Source organism: Tessaracoccus zhenghani, assembly GCF_054552775.1.
Genome location: NZ_CM137275.1, coordinates 1450532 through 1472484 on the forward strand (window position 1 = coordinate 1450532; position 21953 = coordinate 1472484).

The following is a 21953-nucleotide window of genomic DNA, read 5'->3' on the forward strand; positions in this document are numbered from 1 at the left end:
CGTTGTCTCGTCTGAGGAGGACGCACGTGGGAGCCGGAGTGATGGTGGTGGCCGAGTGGCTGCTGGAATGCTCGCGCGAATTCGTTGCCCGCATCGATGGGCTGGATGAACTCGACCGCGCCCTGGGCGATGGCGATCACGGCACGAACATGGTGCGCGGTTTCGCGGCCGCCGAGAACCTCGACCTCAGCGCCCAACTCCATGCCGCCGAGGCGCTGCGCCAGGTCGGCATGGCGCTGGTGCAGAACGTGGGCGGCGCCTCCGGGCCGTTGTTCGGCACGTTCTTCCTCCGTGCCGGCGCCCACTGGGACCCGTCGCTGACCACCCCCGGCCTCGCCCTCGCGCTGCGGGAGGCGCTCCGCGGAGTTCAGGCGCGCGGCAAGGCAGAACCGGGCGACAAGACGATGATCGACGCGCTGGCCCCCGCGTCCGCCTCCCTCGACGCGTCGGCCGCCGAAGGCGAGAATGTCGCGGATGCCCTGGAGAAGGCGGCCGCGGCCGCCGAGGCCGGGCGCGACGCCACCGTCGACATGGTGGCCCGCCGCGGCAGGGCCGCGCTGAACGCAGACCGGTCGGTGGGCATCATCGACCCGGGAGCCGTGTCGATGGCCCTGATTCTGCGCACGGCGGTTCACCACATCGGCTGACCACTTCGCGTCCCACCCGCGGCGGGCAATAGGGTGGGTGCCATGAGCTATGAGGCACCTCACAAGGCAGTCATTCTGGCCCGCGGGCTGGGTTCGCGCATGCGCAAGGAAGCTGAGGGTGTCGACCTCAGCGAAGAGCAGTCCAAGGCGGCCGACGCGGGCGTCAAGGCGATGATCTCCGTCGGGCGTCCGTTCCTCGACCATGTGATCTCCGCGCTGGCCGACGCCGACTTCACCGACATCTGTCTGGTGATCGGCCCGGAGCACGACATGATCCGCGAGTACTACGACGACGTGGCCAAGGAGCGCATCACCGTCTCCTACGCCGTCCAGGAGGAGCCGCTCGGCACCGCCAACGCCGTGCTCGCCGCGGAGGAGTTCGCCGGCGACGACCGCGTGCTGGTGATCAATTCGGACAACTACTACCCCGCAGAGGCCCTCACCCTGCTGAAGGACGTCCCCGGCTCCGCCCTCGTGGGCTTCACCCGCAACGGGATGCTCACCAAGTCCAACATCGCACCGGAGCGCATCGCCGCCTTCGCGCTGGCCACCGCCGATGACGAGGGGAACCTGGCCGAGTTGGTGGAGAAGCCGGACCAGGAGACCATCGAGCGCCTCGGCGACGATGCGGTCATCTCCATGAACTGCTGGCTGTGCACTCCGGCCATCTTCGCGGCGGCCAAGGCCATCCCGCTGTCGGCGCGCGGCGAGTACGAAATCACCGACGCGGTGCGCCGCGCCATCGAGGACGGCGACCCGTACGCCGTCGTGAAGGCCGACGCCGGCGTGCTCGACATGAGCAACCGCGGCGACATCGCCTCCGTCGTCGAAGCCCTGGGTGACCGCGGGGCCCGTCTGTGAAGTGGTTCGTCCCCGGCCGCCTCGAGGTCCTCGGCAAGCACACCGACTACGCCGGCGGCCGGTCGCTGCTGGCTGCCGTGGACCGCGGCATCACCATCACGCTGGAGGACGCGGACGAAGGCTTCTACGCCTCGACGACGGCCGTCCCCGGTGAACTGACGCTCACGCCCGGGTCACCGTCGGGCCTGCCGAAGGGCCACTGGGGCAACTACGTCCAGGCGACGCTCGACAGGCTGTTCCTGAATTTCGGCGAGCTGAAGCCCGCCCGCGTCGTGATCGACTCCAACCTGCCGCTGGCCTCGGGCATGAGTTCGTCGTCGGCGCTCGTAGTGGCGGTGGCGCTGGCCGTGGTGGACCACAACGACATCCGGGAGCGCGAGGAGTGGAAGGCCAACATCCACTCCGACATCGACCTGGCCGGCTACATGGCCACGATGGAGAACGGGCTGACCTTCGGCACCCTCGCCGGCACGCGCGGCGTGGGCACCTTCGGCGGCTCGGAAGACCACACAGCGATGCTCTGCTGCCACGAGGGCAGCCTGACCGAGTTCACGTTCTGCCCCATCGAGGAGGGCGCCTCGGTCGCGCTTCCCGAGGAGTGGTCGTTCGTCGTGGCGGTCTCGGGCGTGCTGGCCGAGAAGACCGGGGCGGCGCTGGAGTCGTACAACAACGCCTCGTTGCGGGCGCGCGAACTGGCTGAGGCGTGGAACGACGCCACCGGCCGCGAGGACGCCGTCCTCGCAGACGCGCTGGCGTCCGACGACGACGCCCTCGAGGGGCTGCGCGCGATCGCGGCCTCGGACGAGGGCCTCACCAGGCGCCTGACGGCCTTCGTCACCGAATCAGAGGTCGCCATCCCCCAGGCGCTGAAGGCCCTGCAGGCCGGCGACCTGGAGGCCTTCGGCCGCGCCGCCGACCTCTCGCAGCGCAACGCTGACGAGCAGTTGGGCAACCAGATCCCCGAGACCAACCGCCTCCAGCGGCTCGCCCGCGAGCTGGGCGCGGCCGCCTCGGCAGGCTTCGGCGCCGGCTTCGGCGGCTCCGTCTGGGCCCTGGTCAAGACCGACGAGGCTGAGGCCTTCGCCGACAGGTGGCTGGCTGCCTATGTGGCCGAGTACCCCGAGGTCGCCGAGACCGCCTCGACGATCGTCACCCGCCCCGGCGGCCCGGCCCGTCGCCTCTAGCCGACGGCACCTCGCGGCGGCAGCTCGGCCGCCCCTCGGATCAGATGAGGAATTCGTCCTGGTAGCTGCGAGGGTCCTCGATGGGCTCAAGGTGGCCCAGCACGCGAAGGTCGGGGAACTCGTCCTGAATGAGGTCGACCAGGTCCTCCATGGCGTCGTGGCCCTCCTGCACCGTCCAACTCCCAGGGACGAGCATGTGCATCTCCATGAAGGCACGGGCCCCCGACACGCGGGTGCGGAAGGCGTGGAACTGCACGTGCTCGTTGGTGTGCTCGTCCAGGATGGCGCGCAGCCTGGTGTTGGTCTCCTTGGGCAGCGACTCGTCCATGAGCCCGGAGGACGACTCCATGACCAGCCGCCAACCGGTCCACAGGATGTTGAGGCCAACGAGGATGGCGATCACCGGGTCGAGCCAGTCCCAGCCGGTGAGGCCCACAAGCAGGATGCCGACGATGACGCCGGCCGTGGTGATGAGGTCGGTGTAGAGGTGCTTGGCGTCGGCGCGCAAGGTGATCGAGTTGTGCTTCTTCCCGGCGCGCATCAGGACGAACGCGACGCCCCCGTTGACGAGGGCCGCCACCACCGAGATGCCCAGGCCGAGGCCCACCTCCTCGATGGGCCGCGGGTCCATCAGCCGCTGGATGCCGAACACCAGGATCGCCGCGGCGGCGATGAAGATCAGGACGCCCTCGACGCCCGACGAAAAGTACTCCGCCTTCGTGTGGCCGAAGTGGTGGTTCTTGTCCGCGGGCCGGGCCGCGAGCTTCAGCACGTACAACGCCACGAACGCCGCCACGAGGTTCACCACGGATTCGGCCGCGTCGGACAGCAGACCCACCGAGCCGGTGACCCACCACGCCCCCATCTTCAACACGATGGTGAGCAGGGCGGCGGCGATGGACAGCCACGCGAACCTGGTCAGGTCAACGCGCTGCGTGGGAGAGGAAAGCACGAGTCAATGGTGGCCCTTCTGGCGGGTCAAACCCAAAAAGCCCCGCACTCAGCGCAGGACGTTGCGCAGCTGACCGCCCGTCGCCAGCGCGCTCACCTGCCGCGCCACGAACTCCGAGGCACCGGTGGGCCGGTCGCTGGCGATGTGGGGGGTGATCAGCACGTTCGGCTCGTCCCACAACGGCGACGCCGCGGGCAACGGCTCCACCGCCGTCACATCGAGCGCTGCAGCGGCCAGGCGACCCGAGCGCAGCGCCGCCACGAGCGCCTCCTCGTCGACGGTGGTGCCACGCCCCACGTTGACCAGCAGCGCGCCGTCCTTGAGGGCCACCAATCGCTCTGCGCCCAGCGCCTTCGCCGTCGATTCCAGGCTGGGCAGGATCATGACCAGCACGTCGGTGTCCGCGAGCACCTCGTCGAGTCCCTCATCGGCGACCACCGGGAACCCGTGCCGCTCACCCGCGCTCCTGGCGACACCGGTCACCTCCGCGCCCAACGACTTCAGCAACGGCGCGACGGTGGCCCCGATCGACCCGAAGCCCCAGACCGTCACCTTCGCCCCGCGCAGGCTCACGACGCGGCCGTCGTCCCCGCGGGCAGACACCGCACCGCCCAGGTGGTGGTCCCAGTGGCGCTCACTCTTCCTGACCAGCGCCAACGGCAGGAAACGCACCAGCGCCAGCGTCAGGGCCAGGATGTGTTCAGCGACATTGTCGTCGTGCAGCCCGACGCCGTTGGCGAGCACCACGTCATCGTCGAACCCCGCCGCCAGCACGCTGTCCGCACCGGCCGCCAGGCCCTGCACCAGCCGGAGGCCGCTCATCCGCCGGGCGGCGTCGTCGAGCACCGTCTGGGGCTGCCCCCACACGACGAGCACGTCGGCGTCGAGATGCGCGTCGGGCACCGCCTCGTCGTGCGGCACGACGACGACCTCCGCGCCCTCCAACTGCGGCGCCTGGCCGGGGTAACTGCTGGGGATCACAACCTTCATGCCTGCAGGCTAGCTGTGGTTCCGGTGATTCCCCACGAGCAATTGGATGTGGTCACGGCTTCGGTAACGACGTTTCCCGGCGCGTCGCGGCGATGACCCCATCCAATTGCTCACGGCCCAGGGGGCGGGGCCCGACCACCGGGCGAAACCCGGATGGGATTCCCGGGCGCGAAGTCGATAGCATGACGGGGTGCTGACCATGCAAGATGCCCTCCGCCGTCTTTCCGACTACTGGACCTCGAAGGGGTGCCTGACCTGGCAACCGTTCAACAGTGAGGTCGGTGCCGGAACGATGAACCCCGCCACCGTGCTGCGCGTGCTCGGGCCTGAGCCGTGGGACGTGGCGTACGTGGAGCCTTCGGTGCGCCCGGATGATTCCCGCTACGGCGAGAACCCCAACCGCCTGCAGATGCACACCCAGTTCCAGGTGATCCTGAAACCGGAGCCCGGCAACCCGCAGGAGCTGTACCTCGGCTCGCTCGAGGCGCTCGGCATCGACCTGTCCGCCCACGACGTGCGCTTCGTCGAGGACAACTGGCAGCAGCCCGCCATCGGCGCCTGGGGACTCGGCTGGGAGGTCTGGCTCGACGGGATGGAGATCACCCAGTTCACCTACTTCCAGCAGGTGGGCGGGCAGAACCTCGACCCCATCCCGGTGGAGCTCACCTACGGCGTCGAACGCATCCTGATGGCACAGCAGGGCGTGACGCACTTCAAGGACATCGTCTACTCCATCGCCGCGGACGGCCGCCCCGTCACGTACGGCGAGGCCTTCGGCCAGCAGGAGTACGAGATGAGCCGCTACTACCTGGACGACGCCGACGTCGACGCCAACCGTCGCCTGTACGAGACCTACGTGGCCGAGGCCACCCGCATGGTGGCGGCCCGCCTCCCCGTGCCGGCGCACGGCTACATCCTGAAGTCGAGCCACGCGTTCAACGTCATGGACGCCCGCGGCGCGATCTCCACCACCGAGCGCGCCAAGGCGTTCGCGACGATGCGCCGCCTCATGCGCGACACCGCCGCCCTGTGGATCGAGCGCCGCGAGGAGCTCGGCTTCCCGCTGCTGCGCGAGGCCGCCGTCGAGGAGCAGGCCGCGCCCGCCGTCGACACGGGCACGCTTGGCGACGCCCCCCAGACGCTGGCCTTCGAGATCGGCGTCGAGGAACTCCCGCCGCACGTCGTGCCGCAGACCATCGAGGCCGTGCGCACCGCGCTCACTGAAAAGCTCGCCGCCACGCGCCTGAGCCACGGCGACATCACGGTCCAGGGCACCCCCCGCCGCATCGTCGCAGTGGTCGACGGCGTGGCCGCCCGCGAGCCCGACGCCGAGCAGCTGCGCAAGGGCCCCAAGTGGAGCGCCGCGTTCGACGCCGACGGCAACCCCACCAAGCCGCTCGAGGGCTTCATGCGCGGCCAGGGTGTCACGGCGGACCAGATCGTACGCGCCGAGATCGGCGGCAACGAACACGCCGCGGTGTCGGTGAAGGTCGACGGCCGCCACGTCGTGGACGTGGCCGCCGAGGCGATCTCCTCGATCATCGGCGGCCTGCGCGCCGAGAAGAACATGCGCTGGAACGACGCGAACCTGTCGTTCTCCCGCGCCATCCGCTGGCTGGTCGTGCTCTGGGGCGACACCGTCGTCCCGGTCAACGTCTCGGGGCTGACGGCGGGCCGCACCACCTACCTCCAGCGCGCGGTCCAGGGCCAGGAGAGCGGCAGGCGCTCCGACGGCGCCCTCGTCGGGTTCGTCGAGGTGGCCACCGCCGCAGAACTGCTGCCCACCATCCAGCAAGGCTCCATCCTGCTCAGCTCCGAGGACCGCCGCGCCTCCGTCGTCAGCCAGGCGGAGGACCTCGCCCGGGGCGTGGGCGGCACCATCGACGTCGACGCCGAGTCCTCCGTCATCGACGAGATCACCAACCTCGTGGAGGACCCCCGGGGTGTGCTGGGCACCTTCGACGAGCGCTACCTCGACCTGCCCGAGCAGATCCTGACCGCCGTCATGCGCAAGCACCAGCGGTACCTCCCCATCTACCGCGACGGCAGGCTCGTCGCGCACTTCGTCACCATGGCCAACGGCCTGTGCGACGACGACGTGGTGCGCGCCGGCAACGAATCCGTCATCCGCGCCCGCTACGAGGACGCGCTGTTCTTCTGGAACGCCGACCTCGCCGCAGAAGGCGTGGACGGCTTCGTGCCCGGCCTGGACAAGCTCACCTTCGAGGACCGCCTCGGTTCGGTGGGCATGCGCGCCCGCCGCATCGCCGACGTCGCCGCCAGGCTGGCGGACCGGCTCGGCATCGACGGCACGGACCGCGAGACCCTGACGCGCGCCGGGCAGCTCGCCAAGTTCGACCTGGCCACCCAGATGGTGGTCGAGATGAGCTCGCTGGCCGGCTTCATCGCCCGCGAGTACGCCGTCCGCAAGGGCGAGGCCCAGGCGGTGGCGGACGCGCTGTTCGAGATGGAGCAGCCGCACACCTCCGCCGACGCCGTGCCCGCCTCCGTCCCCGGTGCGCTGCTGGCGCTGGGCGACCGCTTCGACCTACTCGCCGCCATGTTCGCGCTCGGCGCCAAGCCCACCGGCTCCTCAGACCCGTTCGGCCTGCGTCGCGCCGCCCTCGGCGTCGTGCGCATCCTGCGCGAATCGGCCGGCACCCCGCTGGAACGCCTCACCGTGCGGGCCGGGCTCGAGGACGCCGTCGCACGGCTGGCTGAGCAGGGCGTCGACGTGGCCCCGGACGCCGTCGAATCCGCCCTGGAGTTCACCATCGGCCGCTTCGCGCAGCTGCTGCGCGACGAGGGCACCTCGGCAGACCTCGTGACGGCGATCCTGCCCGCGGCTGACGCGCCCGGGCGCGCCGCCCGCCTGCTGGGCGAACTCGCCGGGGCGCAGTCGGACCAGGCGCTGCGTGACCTCGTGTCCACCAACGTGCGCATCACCCGCATCCTGCCCGACGGTGTTGCGGCCGGCTACGACGCGGCGCGCCTGACCGAACCCGCTGAGGTGGCCCTCAAGGAGGCCGTCGAGGCGGTCGGGGCGGGCATCGCCGAGCAGCCCATCGCCGAGGTGGTGACGCACACCGCCCCGGTGGTGCGGGCCGCGGGGACGTTCTTCGACGACATCCTCGTCAACGCGGAGGACCTCGCAGTCCGCGCCGCCCGCCAGGGTCTCCTGGCGTCGGTGCTGGCGTTGTCGCCGGAGGGCATCGATTGGAAGGCCCTCGACATCGCGCTGAACTGAGGCCAGTAACCTGGGGCCATGGCAGTTAAAGGCTGGTTCGGGCTTCCGTTCTTCGCGAAGGATCCGCAACCGGAGGTCGTGACGTGCACGCTCTCGGGGGGCGGCTCCAGGGCCAGCTTCCAATTGGGCGCGCTCGACTACCTGTACCAGCACGACGAACGGTTCACGCCGACGATCTTCGTCGGCACCTCCGCCGGGTCGATCATCGCCAGCTCGCTGGCACAGGGCCGCGACAGGGACGAGCAGTACGGCTACCTCACCCGGCTGCGGTCCATCTGGAACGGGATGCGGGAGCAGAGCGACATGTTCACGCCCCGTCCGTGGTTGTCGACGGCGGAGCGCCAGGCGCCCACCCTGTTGGACCTGATGAAGCCGCCGCGGCCTGAACCCCCGAAGCCGCGCCAACCGCTGCTGCACTTCCCCTTCCTGCGCCCCCAGCACCAGACCCCGGTGACTCCCCCGTCGCCGATCGAGGGACCTGACCCGCTCGAGCTGGCGCTCCAGCCCGACGAGGAACTCCGTTCCGACTGGTCGTTGGCCACGCTCGGCGCCATGGCCGGCGCCCTGAGCCGGCTGAGGCTCAGCGACCTCAATGCCGTCGCGTCCGGGCTGGAGCGCACCCGTTCGATGTACCGGCCCGGCCCGGTGCTCGCCCAGCTCCTGCACGACGAGATGTTCGTCCCCGACCGGGTGGCCGGGTCCGGCATGACGCTGCGCATCGCGATGGTGGGGCTGGAATCCGGTGAGCTCCGGTTCATGACGGAGGACGGCCAGTTGGTGAGCCGCTGGAACGAGCCGTACGACGACACGCACCACGACCTGGGGGTGGGCGTGCTGGCCTCCTGCTCCATCCCGGCGGTCTTCCGGCCGGTGCCGATCGGCGGCGAGACCTACGTCGACGGCGGGGCCCGGGAGAACCTGCCCGCCGAGCTCGCCATCGGCCACCTGGGCGGGGCGCGCAACTACGTGCTGAGTTCCCAGAGCCAGGGCGTCCAACGGCGCCCCGCGATGACCGACGTGGACCTGTTCGCCGTGGTGATGCGCTCCACCGAGATCCTCATCGACGAGGCCGGCCGCGACGAGCTCGCCTACGCCCACTCCACCGGCGCCGAGGTGGTCCATCCGGAGCTGAGCGTGCACGACGCCATGACCGTGCATCCGGGGCTGATCGCGATCAACGAGGCCTACGGCTGGTTGCGGGCCGCAGAGATGCACCTGAGGCTCGGCCCGGACGAAGAGGCCCGGCACCGGCGCATCATCGAACTGCGGATGCGGATCGTGCAGTTGGAGGACCACTTCCTCAGCCTTGAACTGCCCTTGAAGCGCGACGTCCAGCGGCTGCGCAGCGCCAAGGTGGAGCTGCGCGACCTGGTCCGCTCAGCCCACTCCACCCCCATGCCGGCGGGCGCGGACAGCTGGTGGCTTGAGTGGGAGCGGCGGGTCGTACCGCCGTCGATCGATCCACCCTGGCTCAGCCTCTAGCCTCCCCTGCGCGCGGCCTCCGCCTCTGCCCGCGCCAGCCCGCCGTGCTCGAGGCCGGCCACGCCTGACTCGCCGGCCCACACGACGCGGCCGTCGCGTCGGACCGTGACGGCCATCCGCCCGGCCAGCTGTTCGAGGGCCCCCGGGGTGCCGCGGCGCTCCTCGACGAGGGGGACGGGAAGCACCAACGCCTGGGCGGGTTCGGCCTCGGCATCAAGGTTCACCTGCCAGCGGGCCGAACGGGCCCGGAGTCGCCAGTGGGAGGCGCTGGTGGTGGCCCGGACGGGGGACGTCACCGGGTTGCCGAGCCGCAGCACCGAGCCGTCGGGCAGGCGGACCACCAGCCCCGTCACCTCCGTGCGCAGCGGGCCGGAGTGGACCTCGCCGCCGGCGAACGCCACGCAGACCTCCTCCTCGGCGAAAGCGTGCGCCTGCCCCCACCACCACGAACCGGGGAAGCCCGCCCGTCCCCAGTTCTTCTCCCCGTACACGGCGGCGCCCGAGAGGTCCCAGCGTTCGCCATCCACGACGGCCCCTCCGTCGGCCGTGCCCCCCAGGAGCCAGGGGTGCCAGTACTGGTTGAGCGCGGGCACGCTCTGGAAGTAGCTGGAGCCCCCGAAGAGGCGGTGCGGCCAGCGCCGCTGCCCGCTGATCGTGACGTCGAGCCGGGCATCCGGGCCGAGATCGACGGCGACCCTGGTGTCGTCGCCGAAGAAGCGGCCGTCCAGGGTGCGGGCGCCCGGCCCGAGCCGTCGGCATTCGGCACCCTCGACCACTGCCTGGCGCCAGAAGCCGCCGGAGGTGCCGATCCCGCACAGGGCCCATGGCCCGGCCGCAGTCTGCTGGACGCCGATCAGCGCGATGAGCACGCGGCCGGACTCGGCGTGCGTGAACCGCCAGAAGTGGCCCTCCATGGCGACGCCATGGGCCCGCTCCGGGAACCCGAAGGGGAGGTCCGCGCCGCTTCGTCGGTAGGCACCCAGGGGATCCGGCATGCGCACACCCTAACGGCGGAGCGCCCGGTCGAGGGCCCGTTCGCCTTCCTCCCTGAGGTCGCCGCTCTGGCGGGCGTACTCGATGCCGGCGAGCACGCCGTAGGTGAAGCACGGCTCTCCCGCGGCCTCCGCCGCCGCAGCTACTTCCGTCAGCCACCGGGTGGCCACGGAGGAGTCCTGCAGCAGGCCCAGCGCATCCGTGGCGGCCTCCCACTCCGCGGCTGACTCGCCTGCGCGGTCGCCGAACGAGGGAGCCACGGCCTCATAGGCATAGCGCACTGCCTTGGCGCGCTTGCGTGCCTCGTGCAACAGGTGCAGCTGGGCGTCACCCTCGGCGTGCGCCGCCGCATCCCTACCGCGCCCAGCCCGGCGCACCGCAGTGCGGATGAGCGGCGGCAAGACCCTGCGCGCCGGCTTCGCGGCCCGCCCCCGCCACGGCGTGTCACCCAGGAAATCCAGGAGCGAGTCCACGAGCGCAAGATAGCGCTGCGAGTTCAGCGCCGCCACCAGCGCGTCGTGACCGGAGCCGTGCCGGGACACCACCTCGTGCCGCAGCCGTTCGTGCACCGGGCCTCTGACCAGACCGGCGGGTAGCTCGTCGAGCGCACCGCCAAGGTGCTCGCGCATGACCTCCGCGTCGCGGGCGGCGCCGAGGATGTCGCCGAGCCAGGACAGTTCGTCGCGCAGGGGGTCCGAGAGCGCGCGCCGGAACAGCCTCCGGAACGTGCGCAGCGCGCTCCGCAGGCGCCGCACCGCGATCCTGCCCTGGTGCACGGCGTCCTCCTCATCCGCCCGCATCGCATCCTCGCGCCCGACTACGGCGGCCACCTCCCGGCGGAGGTAGGAGTGCACCAGCACCGCCGCAGGTCCCGCACGACGAGGCCCCCGGCCCTTCTCGACGCGCCGGGGCAGGCCGCCGAGGGACCACACCACCTTGGACGGGGATTCCGAGCGCTCGACGCCGTGCTCGGCGAACCGCTCTTCGACCGCGGCGAGCAGTTCTTCGCCGCCGTCGACGAGCTCGACCTCGACCTCGCGCATCGACAGCCCAGAGGGCCGGGCGCTGACGCGGTCGTCGGACAGGCTGGCGAGGAGGGCGCCTTCCGGGCCGAGCAGCTCTGTCTCGGTGCGATGGGTGGCGAGGAAGGACAGCGGGACCAGCGCGTCGTCGGGGTCAGCGGACCGATCGGCGCCGAGGGCCGCCGCGACCGCAGCGCGCAGTACGGTGGGCACCCGCAGGTGGCCGGGCGCATCCTCGAGATCCGCGTGGACCTCCCGGCGCGACCGGGGGCCGACGGGAAGCTTGAGGTGCCAACCGTCGTCGCTGCCGCCGGTTCTCCGGCGCAGGGTGATGGAGTGCCTGGTCAGGAGGAAGTCGACCGTGTCGTAGTAGACGGCCCGCTGACGGTACTCGTGGACGGCCCCGAGGCGGACGAGCCCTTCCAGCGGAGGGACCGAACCGTCCTCCCCCAGCTCGAACTTGATCTCTGTTTCCAGGTGTACTGCCATGACACCTAAGCTACGCGACAGCCGCCGGGCGCCGCGCTGGTGTTCCCAAGTGCTGGTGTCACCGAGCGCTGGTGCCCCCAGTGGGGATCGAACCCACGACCCATGGATTAAAAGTCCACTGCTCTGCCGACTGAGCTATAGGGGCCTAAACAGAATAGCGCCACTCCGGCATGGCACGCTTGGGGACATGCCTTCCTGGCTCTGGTTCGTCGTTGTCGTCGGCGTGGGTGTCCTCATCCTCGCCGGAGCCGTGCTGCTCGACCGCAGGCAGAGTCGACGCCTCACCGGCGCCGGCGAACCCGCACCCCGACGCGGACATCCCCAGGTGGACACCCACGTGCCGCGCTACATCACGCAGGACGAGATCGACGACCTCCCGTCGCCCGCCGCCGGGCACACCCGCGACCTCCCCCGGCAGGGCGAGGGCTTCGGTTTCGGCCATGCCCATCCGGATTTCGCCACCAACCCCGAGGGCGCCTCCTACGATGACCCCCGGCTGCTGATCGTCGACGGTGAACTCAGCTCCATGCGGGAACTCCTCGCGCCGCTGAAGTGGGCGCGCGAGGGCGACCCCCTCGTCGTGGTGGCCGCCGGCTTCCATCCGGAGGTCCTGGCCACGCTCGCCGCGAACCGCCGCGCCCTCAGCATGCCGGTGGTGGCCGCGGTGGCCGACAGGCGGGACCGTCGGCGGCTGGCCGAACTCACCGGCGCTGAGGAACTCGGCAGGGCGGATCTCCAGGCCGGCTACGTGCCAGAGTCCGCCCTGGGCGCTGCCCGGCACTGGTCGAGCACCGCGAGCAGGGCGTGGGTGGAGCCCGGCTCGGCGCGGCCCTGATCCGAACCTCAACCTCAAGCCTCAACCTCATGGTCGAACCTCAAGCTGCACTTGAGTCAGGTTCTTCCTGAAGCTTCTGACACTTCTCACCAAACCCTCAGTTACCAGATCTGGCACCGTCTCCGGCGGAACCCGTAGCCAACCCTGAGTCGGGCATGAAAGCCCATGGAAACTACGTCGGTGTGTTTCTCATCATGCACCCGGCGTGTCGCCTTGCCGCCTCTAAGGAAACTCTCAAGTTCCATTGTCTGACAACGCGTTTCCTTCCTAATGTCCATCGCACCGGCGGACGTGCCGGGACCAATTTCCGGTCCGGGGAAGCGGCACGTCCTCCCGCCCCCAGCGACGACGAGGAGAGACGTGAACAAGGCACTGAAGAGCCTGAGGCTCAGCGCGGCCGCGGTCGGAATCGCCGTCCTGGCGCAGGGACTCGGCGGATTGGCGCTCGGCCCCGCAGCCACCGCCAATGGCGAGGTGACCGCGAAGACACGCGTCCACGTGCGCACGGAGCCCAGCGCCTCCAGCGCGAGCCTCGCAGTGCTGAACAAGGGCGACAGCCTGCCCGCGCAGGGCTCGAAGGACGGCTGGACCGAGGTCTCCTTCAACGGCACGACGGCCTACATCGCCACCGCCTACATCCAGGGCAGCAGCGTCCTCGCCGGCGCTCCCACCTCCGCCATCGCGAACGGCACCAGCCAGGGCAGCAAGGGGACTGTCTACTCGACCACCGCCCTCAACCTGCGCAAGGGCCCCTCCACCGACGACCCCATCGGCGCCCGCGTCGAACGCGCCGTGCGCCTGGAGCTGACCGGAACCGTCAGCGGCGAGTTCGCCCAGGTCACCTACAAGGGCACCACCTACTGGGCCGCCGCGCGTTACCTGAGCGACACCGCCGCCTCAGCCCTCTCCTCCCTCCCCATGGCCACCGGCAAGGCCCGCAGCAGCGTGGCGCTGATGGTGCGCTCCTCCCCCAAGAGCGATTACATCAACTACGGCGACGCCCCGAGCGGCACGATCTTCGACACCACCGGCAAGACCTCCAACGGCATGGCCCAGGTCATCCACAACGGCGCCGTGCGCTGGGTCAACGCCCAGTACCTCACCCAGATCCCGCTGAAGGCAGCGTCGCCTTCAGCGCCAGACCTGCCCAAGACGTCGACCCGGTACGCCACCACCCTGCTGAACATCTGGGCGGCGAGCACGGGCGCCAAGTACAACGGCGAGATCCAGCGCGGCGCGGAACTGCAGGTCACCGGCATCGTCGAGAACGGCCGCGCGCAGATCGTGCACAACGGCGAGCTGCGTTGGGTCACGGCCCGCTACGTCGCCAACACCCCTCCGGCCACAGGCGGCGCCTCGGGCGGCAACAGCGGCGACATCAACAAGGGCTACTCCTCCGGCCTCGACAAGACCAACGCCAACGTGCAGGCCATCGCCTGGGACGTCTGGGCACGCTTCCCGCAGATCAAGACGCAGTACGGCTGGCGTCGCGACGTGACGCCGGACCACCCGGCCGGCCGCGCCGTGGACGTGATGATCCCGAGCTACAAGAGCAACCAGGCCCTCGGCTGGGAGATCGCGAACTACTACCGCGCCAACGCGAAGAAATTCAACATCAACTACATCATCTTCGGCCAGAAGATCTGGTCCGTGGCCCGCAACAGCGAGGGCTGGCGCGCCATGGCCTCCCGCGGCAGCGACACGGCCAACCACTACGACCACGTGCACATCAACACGTACGGGTGAGTAGCAACCGCCGGCGTTCGCCCGCGGTTTGCCTGAACGGCTCGGAGTCTCTAAACTTCTTCGAGCTAGGTCCCCATCGTCTAGCGGCCTAGGACCCCGCCCTTTCACGGCGGTAGCACGGGTTCGAATCCCGTTGGGGATGCGATGCAGCTGAGCTTCGGTTCGGCTGCAAACAGGTAATGACAACGGGTTCGCCCGATGTGACAACCGCGAGGATGTCACGCTATAGTTACCGGGCTGGTGCAAGCCAGCAGGGCCGGGAAACCGGTCCAAGGTCAAGAAATTGGCCCCGTAGCGCAGTTGGTTAGCGCGCCGCCCTGTCACGGCGGAGGTCGCGGGTTCGAGTCCCGTCGGGGTCGCTGGTATGGCGGAAACGCCAGGCCAAGCCGGCCAGGTAGCTCAGTTGGTACGAGCGTCCGCCTGAAAAGTGGAAGGTCGCCGGTTCGATCCCGGCCCTGGCCACAAACCCCCTCGCCCAGCGTGGGGGTTTCTGCTTTCCCTGGTTCCTCAGCGCTGCGCGTAGCAGCGGATGAAGCGGCCGAATTCCTCGAAGACGACGGCACGGACCCGCTCAGACGACAGCGTCAGGTCGTGCATGGCGTCGGGCACGCGGATGATGGTCACGCTGTTGCCCAATTTCGGAGCGCGCGCCGCGATGAGTTCGACGTCGAGCACGATGTCGGCCAGCTGCTGCTCCTCGCCCCACACCCTGCTGAAGAACGACCGCTCCGAGATGGCCACCAGCACCGGGCAGTCGACGTGCAGGCCCTCCGCGACGCGGGCGTGGCCGTTGGTGATGGCGGCCAGCCACCCGAAGCGGGCCCGGAACGCCGGATCGCCCTTGAGGTTGAGGTTGTAGGTCCACTCGCCGTCCTCGGAGGCGGCCACCGAGCGGCGGTAGAAGCCCGAGTCCCCCAGCGGCAGCACCGTCGTGGGGGCGACGGCGCGCGCCGCCGTCACTGCGGGCCTCAGCAGCGTGTTGCCGTAGGTCTCCAGCCAGGGGGCGTTCAGGATCAGGCCAGTGAATGTGCCGGGCCGCTCATGGGCGAACAGGGCGGAGGTCAGGCCCCCGGTGGAGTGCCCCATCAATACGATCTCGTCGTGCCCCTCGGCCCGCACGATGTCGACGGCGGCGTCGAGCTCCACGAAGTAGTCGGCGAGGTCCGCGATGTAGCCGGCCAGCAGGCCCGGACGCAGCGATCGCCCGTACCGACGCAGGTCGAGGGCATAGAAGTCATGGCCCAGGTCGTGCATCGCGTCCGCGAGATGGGTCTGGAAGAAGTAGTCGTTCCAGCCGTGGACGTACAACACGGCGCGCCCGGAGACGGGCGCGCCGCGGCGCACAATTGTTGCCACCAGGGAACCTTTCGGTTCCAGGGCGTACGTTGGTTCATCACTGAGGGCTATCGAGCGCTGCTCGTAGCCCGGCAACTCGGTGTCGGGCACCCAGTCGAACACGTCAGTGTCTGTCAGGAAGAACGACGCTCGTCGAGGCCGTCGTAATCCTCATCGTCGTTGAAAGCCTCATATTCGGCTGCCAACTCGGCGTAGGGGTCAGGGTCCTCGGTCTCGCTGGTGTCATCGTCCTCGTAAACTTCGTCGACAACATCCCCGCGCAGCTCCCGTTCCAGAGACGAGAAATCCGTCTGGATTGAACGGTACTTCAGCTCACGGGCGACCTTGGTCTGCTTCGCCTTTGCACGGCCGCGCCCCATATCGGGTCGACCCCCTTGCTTTGTTCATCGCGTGCTTGCCGCGGATCTGGTCACTAACTCGTGGGTACAGGCTACCTAATCGTTCGATTTACTCCAAAGAAGGCGTCGTCTCGCTCATCCCCTGTTCGCGGCCGACGAACAACTCGCCCGATGGCTAAGCTGAGGAGGCGCATCCCGACTCAAGGAGTTCCTTCGCATGGGCAAGATCATTTACACCCTCACTGATGAGGCCCCCCTCCTCGCCACGTACTCGTTCCTCCCGATCGTCAACGCTTTCGCCGGCCAGGCCGGCGTCGACATCGAGACCCGGGACATCTCGTTGGCGGGCCGGATCCTGGCACAGTTCCCGGATCGCCTCGAGGAGAAGGTGGATGATTCGCTGGCAGAGCTCGGAGAGCTCGCGAAGACCCCGGATGCCAACATCATCAAGCTGCCCAACGTCTCCGCCTCGCTCCCCCAGTTGAAGGCGGCCATCGCCGAACTGCAGGGCCTGGGCTACGCCATCCCGGACTTCCCGGAGGACCCCCAGACCGACGAGGAGCGCGACATCCGCGCCCGCTACGGCAAGGTCATGGGCTCGGCCGTCAACCCCGTGCTCCGCGAGGGCAACTCGGACCGCCGCGCCCCGGAGTCCGTGAAGAACTACGCCAAGAAGAACCCGCACCGCATGGGCGCGTGGAGCCGCGACTCCAAGACCTCCGTGGCCACCATGGACGCCGACGACTTCCGCCACAACGAGCAGTCCGTCGTGCTGCCCTCCGCAGACACCCTGACCATCCGTCACCGCGCCGCCGACGGCACCGAGACCGTCCTGAAGGACGGCCTGAAGGTGCTGGAGGGTGAAGTGGTCGACGCCACGGTGCTGCGCGCCGCCGCCCTCGACGCGTTCCTCACGGAGCAGGTCGCCCGCGCCAAGGAGCAGGACGTGCTCTTCTCCGTCCACCTGAAGGCCACCATGATGAAGGTGTCGGACCCGATCATCTTCGGCCACGTCATCAAGGCGTTCTTCCCCGAGGTCTTCGAGAAGTACGGCGCAGACCTCGCGGCCGCGGGCCTCTCGGCCAACGACGGGCTGGGCGCGATCTACGCCGGCCTGGACAACCTGCCCAACGGCGCCGAGATCAAGGCGGCCTTCGAGCAGGGCATCGCGGACGGCCCGACGCTGGCGATGGTGAACTCCGACAAGGGCATCACCAACCTGCACGTCCCCTCGGACGTCATCGTCGACGCCTCGATGCCCGCGATGATCCGCACCTCCGGCCACATGTGGGGCCCCGACGGCGGCGAGGGCGACACGCTCGCCGTCCTGCCTGATTCGTCCTACGCCGGCGTCTACCAGGCCGTGATCGAGGACTGCCGCGAGAACGGCGCCTTCGACCCCTCCACCATGGGGACCGTGCCCAACGTGGGGCTGATGGCGCAGAAGGCAGAGGAGTACGGCTCGCACGACAAGACCTTCGAGATCCAGTCCGACGGCGTCGTCGAGGTGGTGAACTCGGCCGGCGACGTCCTGATGAGCCACGACGTGGCCGCGGGCGACATCTGGCGCGCCTGCCAGGCCAAGGACGCCCCCATCCAGGACTGGGTGAAGCTGGCCGTGACCCGCGCGCGGATCACCGGCTGGCCGGCCGTGTTCTGGCTCGACCCGGAGCGGGCCCACGACCGCAACCTCATCGAGAAGGTCCGCACCTACCTGGCAGACCACGACACGGACGGGCTGACCATCGAGATCATGAGCCCCGTCGAGGCGACGAAGTACACCATCGAGCGGATCCGCCGTGGCGAGAACACCATCTCGGTCACCGGCAATGTGCTGCGCGACTACCTGACGGACCTGTTCCCCATCCTGGAGCTGGGCACCTCGGCCAAGATGCTCTCGGTCGTGCCGCTGATGGCGGGCGGCGGCCTGTTCGAAACGGGCGCCGGCGGTTCTGCCCCCAAGCACGTGCAGCAGCTCGTGGCTGAGGACTACCTTCGCTGGGATTCGCTGGGTGAGTTCCTGGCGCTGGCCGCCTCGTTCGAGCACCTGGCCCAGACCGAGGACAATGCCCGCGCGGCCGTCCTGGCCGCCACGCTCGACAGGGCCACCGGCACGTTCCTGGACAACGACAAGTCCCCCACGCGTCGCATCGGCGGGATCGACAACCGCGGCTCGCACTACTGGCTGGCCCGCTACTGGGCCGAGGAACTCGCCACCCAGACCGACGACGCGGAGCTGGCGCAGACCTTCAAGCCGGTCGCCGAGGCGCTGGCGTCGAAGGAGGAGCAGATCATCTCCGACCTGCTCGGGGTGCAGGGCAAGCCGGCCGACATCGGCGGCTACTACCGTCCCGATCCGGCGAAGACAACGGCGGTGATGCGCCCCAGCGCCACCATGAACGAGGTCATCGACTCGCTCTGATCCCCGCCCACGCATCGGGCACACAGTGCCCCGCAGCCCCAGGCTGCGGGGCACTGTTGCTGCTACCGGAGGGCAAAGCCCCTGGAAAAAACGTTATCGAAAACCCCCGGCGCCCTTGACGCTGATCCGAGGACCAACTTAAGGTCTTATTAAGTTTGGTGACGCACCAAAATAGGCGGGGCGACCGGGCATCACGGATGATGCCCACGATGTCGCCCCGCCACCCACGAGAGGAAGCAATGTTGTCTCGTCATCGCCGCCGAGTCGCGGCCCGCTGGATCGGCGCGGGTCTCGCAGCAGCACTCGCCACCGTCAGCTACGCCGTGCCCGCCCAAGGGGCCCCCGCCGACGTCGCTGATACCCCCATCCCCTCGCTGAAGGAGACCTACGCGGACTACTTCAACGTGGGCAACATCTACTCCGGCCGCCAGACCTACCAGGAGGACACCCCGAACTGGGCCCAGGTGGATCGGCACTACAACGTCATGACGGCCGAGAACATCATGAAGCCGGACCAACTGCTCCCCAACGCCAACATCAACCTCGATACGGGCACATGGGACTTCACGTTCGACGAGGCCGACTACTTCGTGAACGAGTCCCTCGCGAGGGACATCAAGGTGCACGGCCACGTGCTGGTGTGGCACAGCCAGTCCCCCAGCAAGCTCTTCCAGGGCACCCGAGACCAGGCCCGCGCCAACATGGAGCGCTACATCAAGGAGGTGCTCACCCACTTCAAGGGCCGCGTCGTCTCCTGGGACGTGGTGAACGAGGCCTTCAGGGATGGACTCGACACGTTCGACCCCGAGACGCAGAACTGGGAGGACTTCCTCCGCGGCGGCCCCGGTGACTACGCCCGCTCCGGCTGGTACACCGCCTACAAAACAGACATGGACGTGGCGGCAGGTGAGTCACCCGGCGACTTCATCTACGACGCCTTCGTGTTCGCCCGCAAGTACGGCCCCGAGACCAAGCTGGAGTACAACGACTTCAACGTCTTCCAGTCCGAGGGCAAGGGCAAGGCCATCATCGCCATGGCCACGGAACTCAACCAGCGCTACGCGGCCGAGTACCCCGACGACCCGCGCCAGCTGATCGAGACCATCGGCCTGCAGTCGCACAACTACATCAACCAGACCCCGGCGTTCGCCTGCTCCGACCTGACCCGGCTCCCTGAGCTGGTGGACGAGGCAGCCGAGGAATGGCAGCCGGGCGCCTGCTCGAACCACGCCTCCGTGGAACGCTCCCTGCAAATGATCATCGAGGCCGGCTTCACGGCCAACGTGAGCGAACTGGACCTCCAGGTCTGGGAGGCGTGGAACGCCGAGCCCGAGGGCTCCGACCCGGCCAACTACGCAGACCTGAACGACCCGAGCGTGGCAGACCGCTTCTACAAGGACGGCTTCACCTACTGGGTGGGCAAGATCGAGAACCGGATGGAACTGGAAGCCATCCAGGCGCAGCGCTACGCCGAGTACTTCGCTGTCTACAAGAAGTACTCACAGGACATGGACCGCGTGACGTTCTGGGGTCTGACCGACTACCTGAACTGGCGTGCCACCCACAACCCCCAGTTGTTCAACATGGACTGGTCCGAGAAGCTCTCCGCTGACGCGGTTGCGGATCCGGAAGGGTGGCTGGGTGTCAAGAAGCCCATCATCGACGAGTCGAGGCTGACCGGCGCCATCACCTGGGCCGACAGCCTGGACCTGCGCGGCAAGAACTACAAGGGCGCCACGCTCGGGGCGGTCACCAGCACCCGCGGCAAGGCCAACGCAGTGCTCCGCAGCAACCGCACCCAGGGCGAGGTGAACTCGGCCACGGAGGCACTGATCGCGGCCATCACCGCGCTCGAGGTGAAGTAGCCACCAACCACAAGCGCCCCGCAGCCTCGTGCTGCGGGGCGCTTCGCGCGTGGCGACGGCGGCCTCAGGCCGTCTGACCCTAGTGGCGACCCTCGGCGAACTCCTCGACCAACTTCGCGTTGAACGCCGGCAGATCGTCGGGGGTGCGGCTGGAGACCAGCCCTTGGTCCACCACCACCTCCTCGTCCACCCACTCGGCGCCGGCGTTGCGCAGGTCCGTCTTCAGGCTGCCGTAGGAGGTGAGCCTGCGGCCCTTGACCACGTCTGCGTCGGTCAGGATCCAGCCGCCGTGGCAGATGACGCCCACCGGCTTGTGCTGGTCGAAGAAGTCGCGCGTGAACTTCACGGCCGCCTCCTCCATCCTCAGGTGGTCCGCGTTCACGACGCCACCGGGCAGCACCAATGCGTGGAAGTCTGCGGCGTCGACGTCGGCGACAGCGGCGTCCACCTTCTGGGTGTGCCCCTTCTTGCCCTTGACCTCGCCGCTTTCCGGGGCGACGAGGATCAGTTCGGCGCCCGCGCTGGCGAGGGCCTCCCAGGGGCTGGTCAGCTCCGAATCCTCGTACCCATCGGTGAGGAGGAAGGCGACCTTCTTGCCGGACAGTTCGGACATGTTCATCTCCTATGTTCGGGGTCCTCCACGCTAGTCGCCAATGCTGGCCCACCCAATACCTGAAAGTGTGGGGTCAGCGGCGGCGGCGGTACTCCGTCGGCACAGGATTGCCGAAAGGGGCGGGCCCTCACGGACCCGCCCCTGTGTTCACCACCCCAGTGGTGAAGTGATTCAGCCGAAGACGCGCTTCAGCCAGCCCATGAACCCACCCTGCTGGGCGGTGGCGGGGGCGGTGGCCTGCGGCTGGGCGGCGCGGGCCGGCGCGGAGGTCTCGACGAGCGGCTTGGCCTCGACAACGGGCTCGGCCTCGACGACGGGCTCGGCCACGGCCTCGGCCTCAACAGCGGCCTCGTCGGCCTGCTTGATGGCGGAGACCTCGAAGACGAGGTTCACGTTCTCGGAGACCAGCACGCCGCCGGTCTCGAGGGCCGCGTTCCAGACGAGGCCGAAGTCCCTGCGGTTGACCTGGACGGAGCCGCTGAGGCCCACGCGCTCGTTACCGAAGGGGTCGACGGCGACACCGTCGTACTCGAAGGGGATGCTCACCTCGCGGGTGACGTCCTTGATGGTGAGGTTGCCCTCGACGTCCAGGCCCTCGCCGGCCGCGGTCACCTTGGTGGAGGTGAAGCGGATGGTGGGGTAGGTCTCGACGTCGAAGAAGTCGCCGGAGCGGAGGTGACCGTCGCGGTCCGCGTTGCCGGTGTCGATGGACGAGGCCTGGATGACCACGTTGATCTTGGCGTCTTCCAGGTTGGCACCGGTGGCGGCCGTGCCCTCAAAGTCGGTGAACGAGCCGCGCACCTTGGTGACCATGGCGTGACGGGCGGTCCAGCCGATCTCGGTGTGGCTGTTGTCGATGACGTAGTTGCCGGACAGGGCGGTGAGTGCAGTCATGGGGTTCTCCCGGGATT

General features: G+C 69.0%; 17 protein-coding genes and 4 tRNA genes. 12 read left to right on the plus strand and 9 right to left on the minus strand.

The features are described from left to right. Window positions 1-41: 41 nt before the first annotated feature. The 3 genes from dhaL to ACX1DX_RS07000 are packed head-to-tail and all read left to right on the plus strand — an operon-like array spanning window position 42 to window position 2692. The gene (dhaL, locus tag ACX1DX_RS06990; RefSeq protein ID WP_459398191.1) at window positions 42-647 is read left to right on the plus strand and encodes a dihydroxyacetone kinase subunit DhaL; all 606 of its coding nucleotides are present in this window, start codon (window positions 42-44) and stop codon (window positions 645-647) included. Window positions 648-689: 42 nt separating this feature from the next. Further along, window positions 690-1508 (plus strand): nucleotidyltransferase family protein, encoded by an 819-nt coding sequence (locus ACX1DX_RS06995; RefSeq protein WP_459398063.1) that lies wholly within the window; start codon window positions 690-692, stop codon window positions 1506-1508. After that, complete coding sequence (locus ACX1DX_RS07000; RefSeq protein ID WP_182763859.1) at window positions 1505-2692, plus strand: GHMP family kinase ATP-binding protein; 1188 nt, start codon at window positions 1505-1507, stop codon at window positions 2690-2692. Before ACX1DX_RS06995 ends, ACX1DX_RS07000 begins: the two co-directional genes overlap by 4 nt. A 40-nt stretch (window positions 2693-2732) precedes the next feature. Here the strand turns inward: ACX1DX_RS07000 and ACX1DX_RS07005 are convergent, their stop codons facing one another. Further along, window positions 2733-3644, minus strand: coding sequence for a cation diffusion facilitator family transporter (locus ACX1DX_RS07005; protein ID WP_459398064.1), 912 nt, complete (start codon window positions 3642-3644; stop codon window positions 2733-2735). A gap of 48 nt (window positions 3645-3692) precedes the next feature. Further along, complete coding sequence (locus ACX1DX_RS07010; protein WP_459398065.1) at window positions 3693-4634, minus strand: NAD(P)-dependent oxidoreductase; 942 nt, start codon at window positions 4632-4634, stop codon at window positions 3693-3695. Between the two features lie 199 nt (window positions 4635-4833). Between ACX1DX_RS07010 and ACX1DX_RS07015 the strand changes: the two genes are divergently transcribed. Both ACX1DX_RS07015 and ACX1DX_RS07020 read left to right on the plus strand, forming a co-directional pair. Continuing rightward, window positions 4834-7881, plus strand: a complete 3048-nt coding sequence (locus ACX1DX_RS07015; RefSeq protein ID WP_459398192.1) for a glycine--tRNA ligase — start codon at window positions 4834-4836, stop codon at window positions 7879-7881. A gap of 18 nt (window positions 7882-7899) precedes the next feature. Further along, entirely contained in the window at window positions 7900-9363 is a 1464-nt protein-coding gene (locus tag ACX1DX_RS07020; protein ID WP_459398066.1) for a patatin-like phospholipase family protein, read from the plus strand. On the opposite strand, the gene ACX1DX_RS07025 is transcribed toward ACX1DX_RS07020, so the two are convergent. From ACX1DX_RS07025 to ACX1DX_RS07035, 3 genes are all read right to left on the minus strand, one after another. Next, window positions 9360-10358 carry a tocopherol cyclase family protein gene (locus ACX1DX_RS07025; protein ID WP_459398067.1) on the minus strand — a complete coding sequence of 333 codons (999 nt, stop codon included), beginning with the start codon at window positions 10356-10358 and terminating at the stop codon, window positions 9360-9362. The genes ACX1DX_RS07020 and ACX1DX_RS07025 overlap by 4 nt on opposite strands. A gap of 9 nt (window positions 10359-10367) precedes the next feature. Next, window positions 10368-11867: a CYTH and CHAD domain-containing protein gene (locus ACX1DX_RS07030; protein WP_459398068.1), complete on the minus strand. Its 1500-nt coding sequence runs from the start codon at window positions 11865-11867 to the stop codon at window positions 10368-10370. A gap of 69 nt (window positions 11868-11936) precedes the next feature. Continuing rightward, a tRNA-Lys gene (locus ACX1DX_RS07035) sits at window positions 11937-12012 on the minus strand. A gap of 42 nt (window positions 12013-12054) precedes the next feature. Between ACX1DX_RS07035 and ACX1DX_RS07040 the strand changes: the two genes are divergently transcribed. The 5 genes from ACX1DX_RS07040 to ACX1DX_RS07060 all read left to right on the plus strand — a co-directional run bounded on the left by ACX1DX_RS07040 (window position 12055) and on the right by ACX1DX_RS07060 (window position 14910). Continuing rightward, complete coding sequence (locus tag ACX1DX_RS07040; protein ID WP_182763865.1) at window positions 12055-12702, plus strand: hypothetical protein; 648 nt, start codon at window positions 12055-12057, stop codon at window positions 12700-12702. 360 nt (window positions 12703-13062) lie between these two features. Further along, window positions 13063-14448, plus strand: a complete 1386-nt coding sequence (locus ACX1DX_RS07045; protein ID WP_459398069.1) for an SH3 domain-containing protein — start codon at window positions 13063-13065, stop codon at window positions 14446-14448. Between the two features lie 69 nt (window positions 14449-14517). Then, a tRNA-Glu gene (locus ACX1DX_RS07050) sits at window positions 14518-14590 on the plus strand. Window positions 14591-14733: 143 nt separating this feature from the next. Then, a tRNA-Asp gene (locus ACX1DX_RS07055) sits at window positions 14734-14807 on the plus strand. 29 nt (window positions 14808-14836) lie between these two features. After that, window positions 14837-14910: transfer RNA gene (locus ACX1DX_RS07060), tRNA-Phe, on the plus strand. 45 nt (window positions 14911-14955) lie between these two features. On the opposite strand, the gene ACX1DX_RS07065 is transcribed toward ACX1DX_RS07060, so the two are convergent. Together ACX1DX_RS07065 and ACX1DX_RS07070 are read right to left on the minus strand one after the other, a co-directional pair. Then, on the minus strand, window positions 14956-15804 hold the full coding sequence (locus ACX1DX_RS07065; protein ID WP_459398070.1) for an alpha/beta hydrolase: 849 nt from the start codon (window positions 15802-15804) through the stop codon (window positions 14956-14958). Between the two features lie 113 nt (window positions 15805-15917). Continuing rightward, on the minus strand, window positions 15918-16163 hold the full coding sequence (locus ACX1DX_RS07070) for a DUF3073 domain-containing protein (RefSeq protein WP_182763868.1): 246 nt from the start codon (window positions 16161-16163) through the stop codon (window positions 15918-15920). A 196-nt stretch (window positions 16164-16359) separates the two neighbouring features. Between ACX1DX_RS07070 and ACX1DX_RS07075 the strand changes: the two genes are divergently transcribed. After that, window positions 16360-18564, plus strand: a complete 2205-nt coding sequence (locus ACX1DX_RS07075; protein ID WP_459398071.1) for an NADP-dependent isocitrate dehydrogenase — start codon at window positions 16360-16362, stop codon at window positions 18562-18564. A 239-nt stretch (window positions 18565-18803) separates the two neighbouring features. Continuing rightward, window positions 18804-20429, plus strand: coding sequence for an endo-1,4-beta-xylanase (locus ACX1DX_RS07080; protein ID WP_459398072.1), 1626 nt, complete (start codon window positions 18804-18806; stop codon window positions 20427-20429). Window positions 20430-20508: 79 nt separating this feature from the next. Here the strand turns inward: ACX1DX_RS07080 and ACX1DX_RS07085 are convergent, their stop codons facing one another. Together ACX1DX_RS07085 and ACX1DX_RS07090 are read right to left on the minus strand one after the other, a co-directional pair. Next, window positions 20509-21042: a type 1 glutamine amidotransferase domain-containing protein gene (locus tag ACX1DX_RS07085; RefSeq protein WP_459398073.1), complete on the minus strand. Its 534-nt coding sequence runs from the start codon at window positions 21040-21042 to the stop codon at window positions 20509-20511. Between the two features lie 171 nt (window positions 21043-21213). Beyond that, complete coding sequence (locus ACX1DX_RS07090; RefSeq protein WP_459398074.1) at window positions 21214-21936, minus strand: YceI family protein; 723 nt, start codon at window positions 21934-21936, stop codon at window positions 21214-21216. Window positions 21937-21953: the final 17 nt, after the last annotated feature.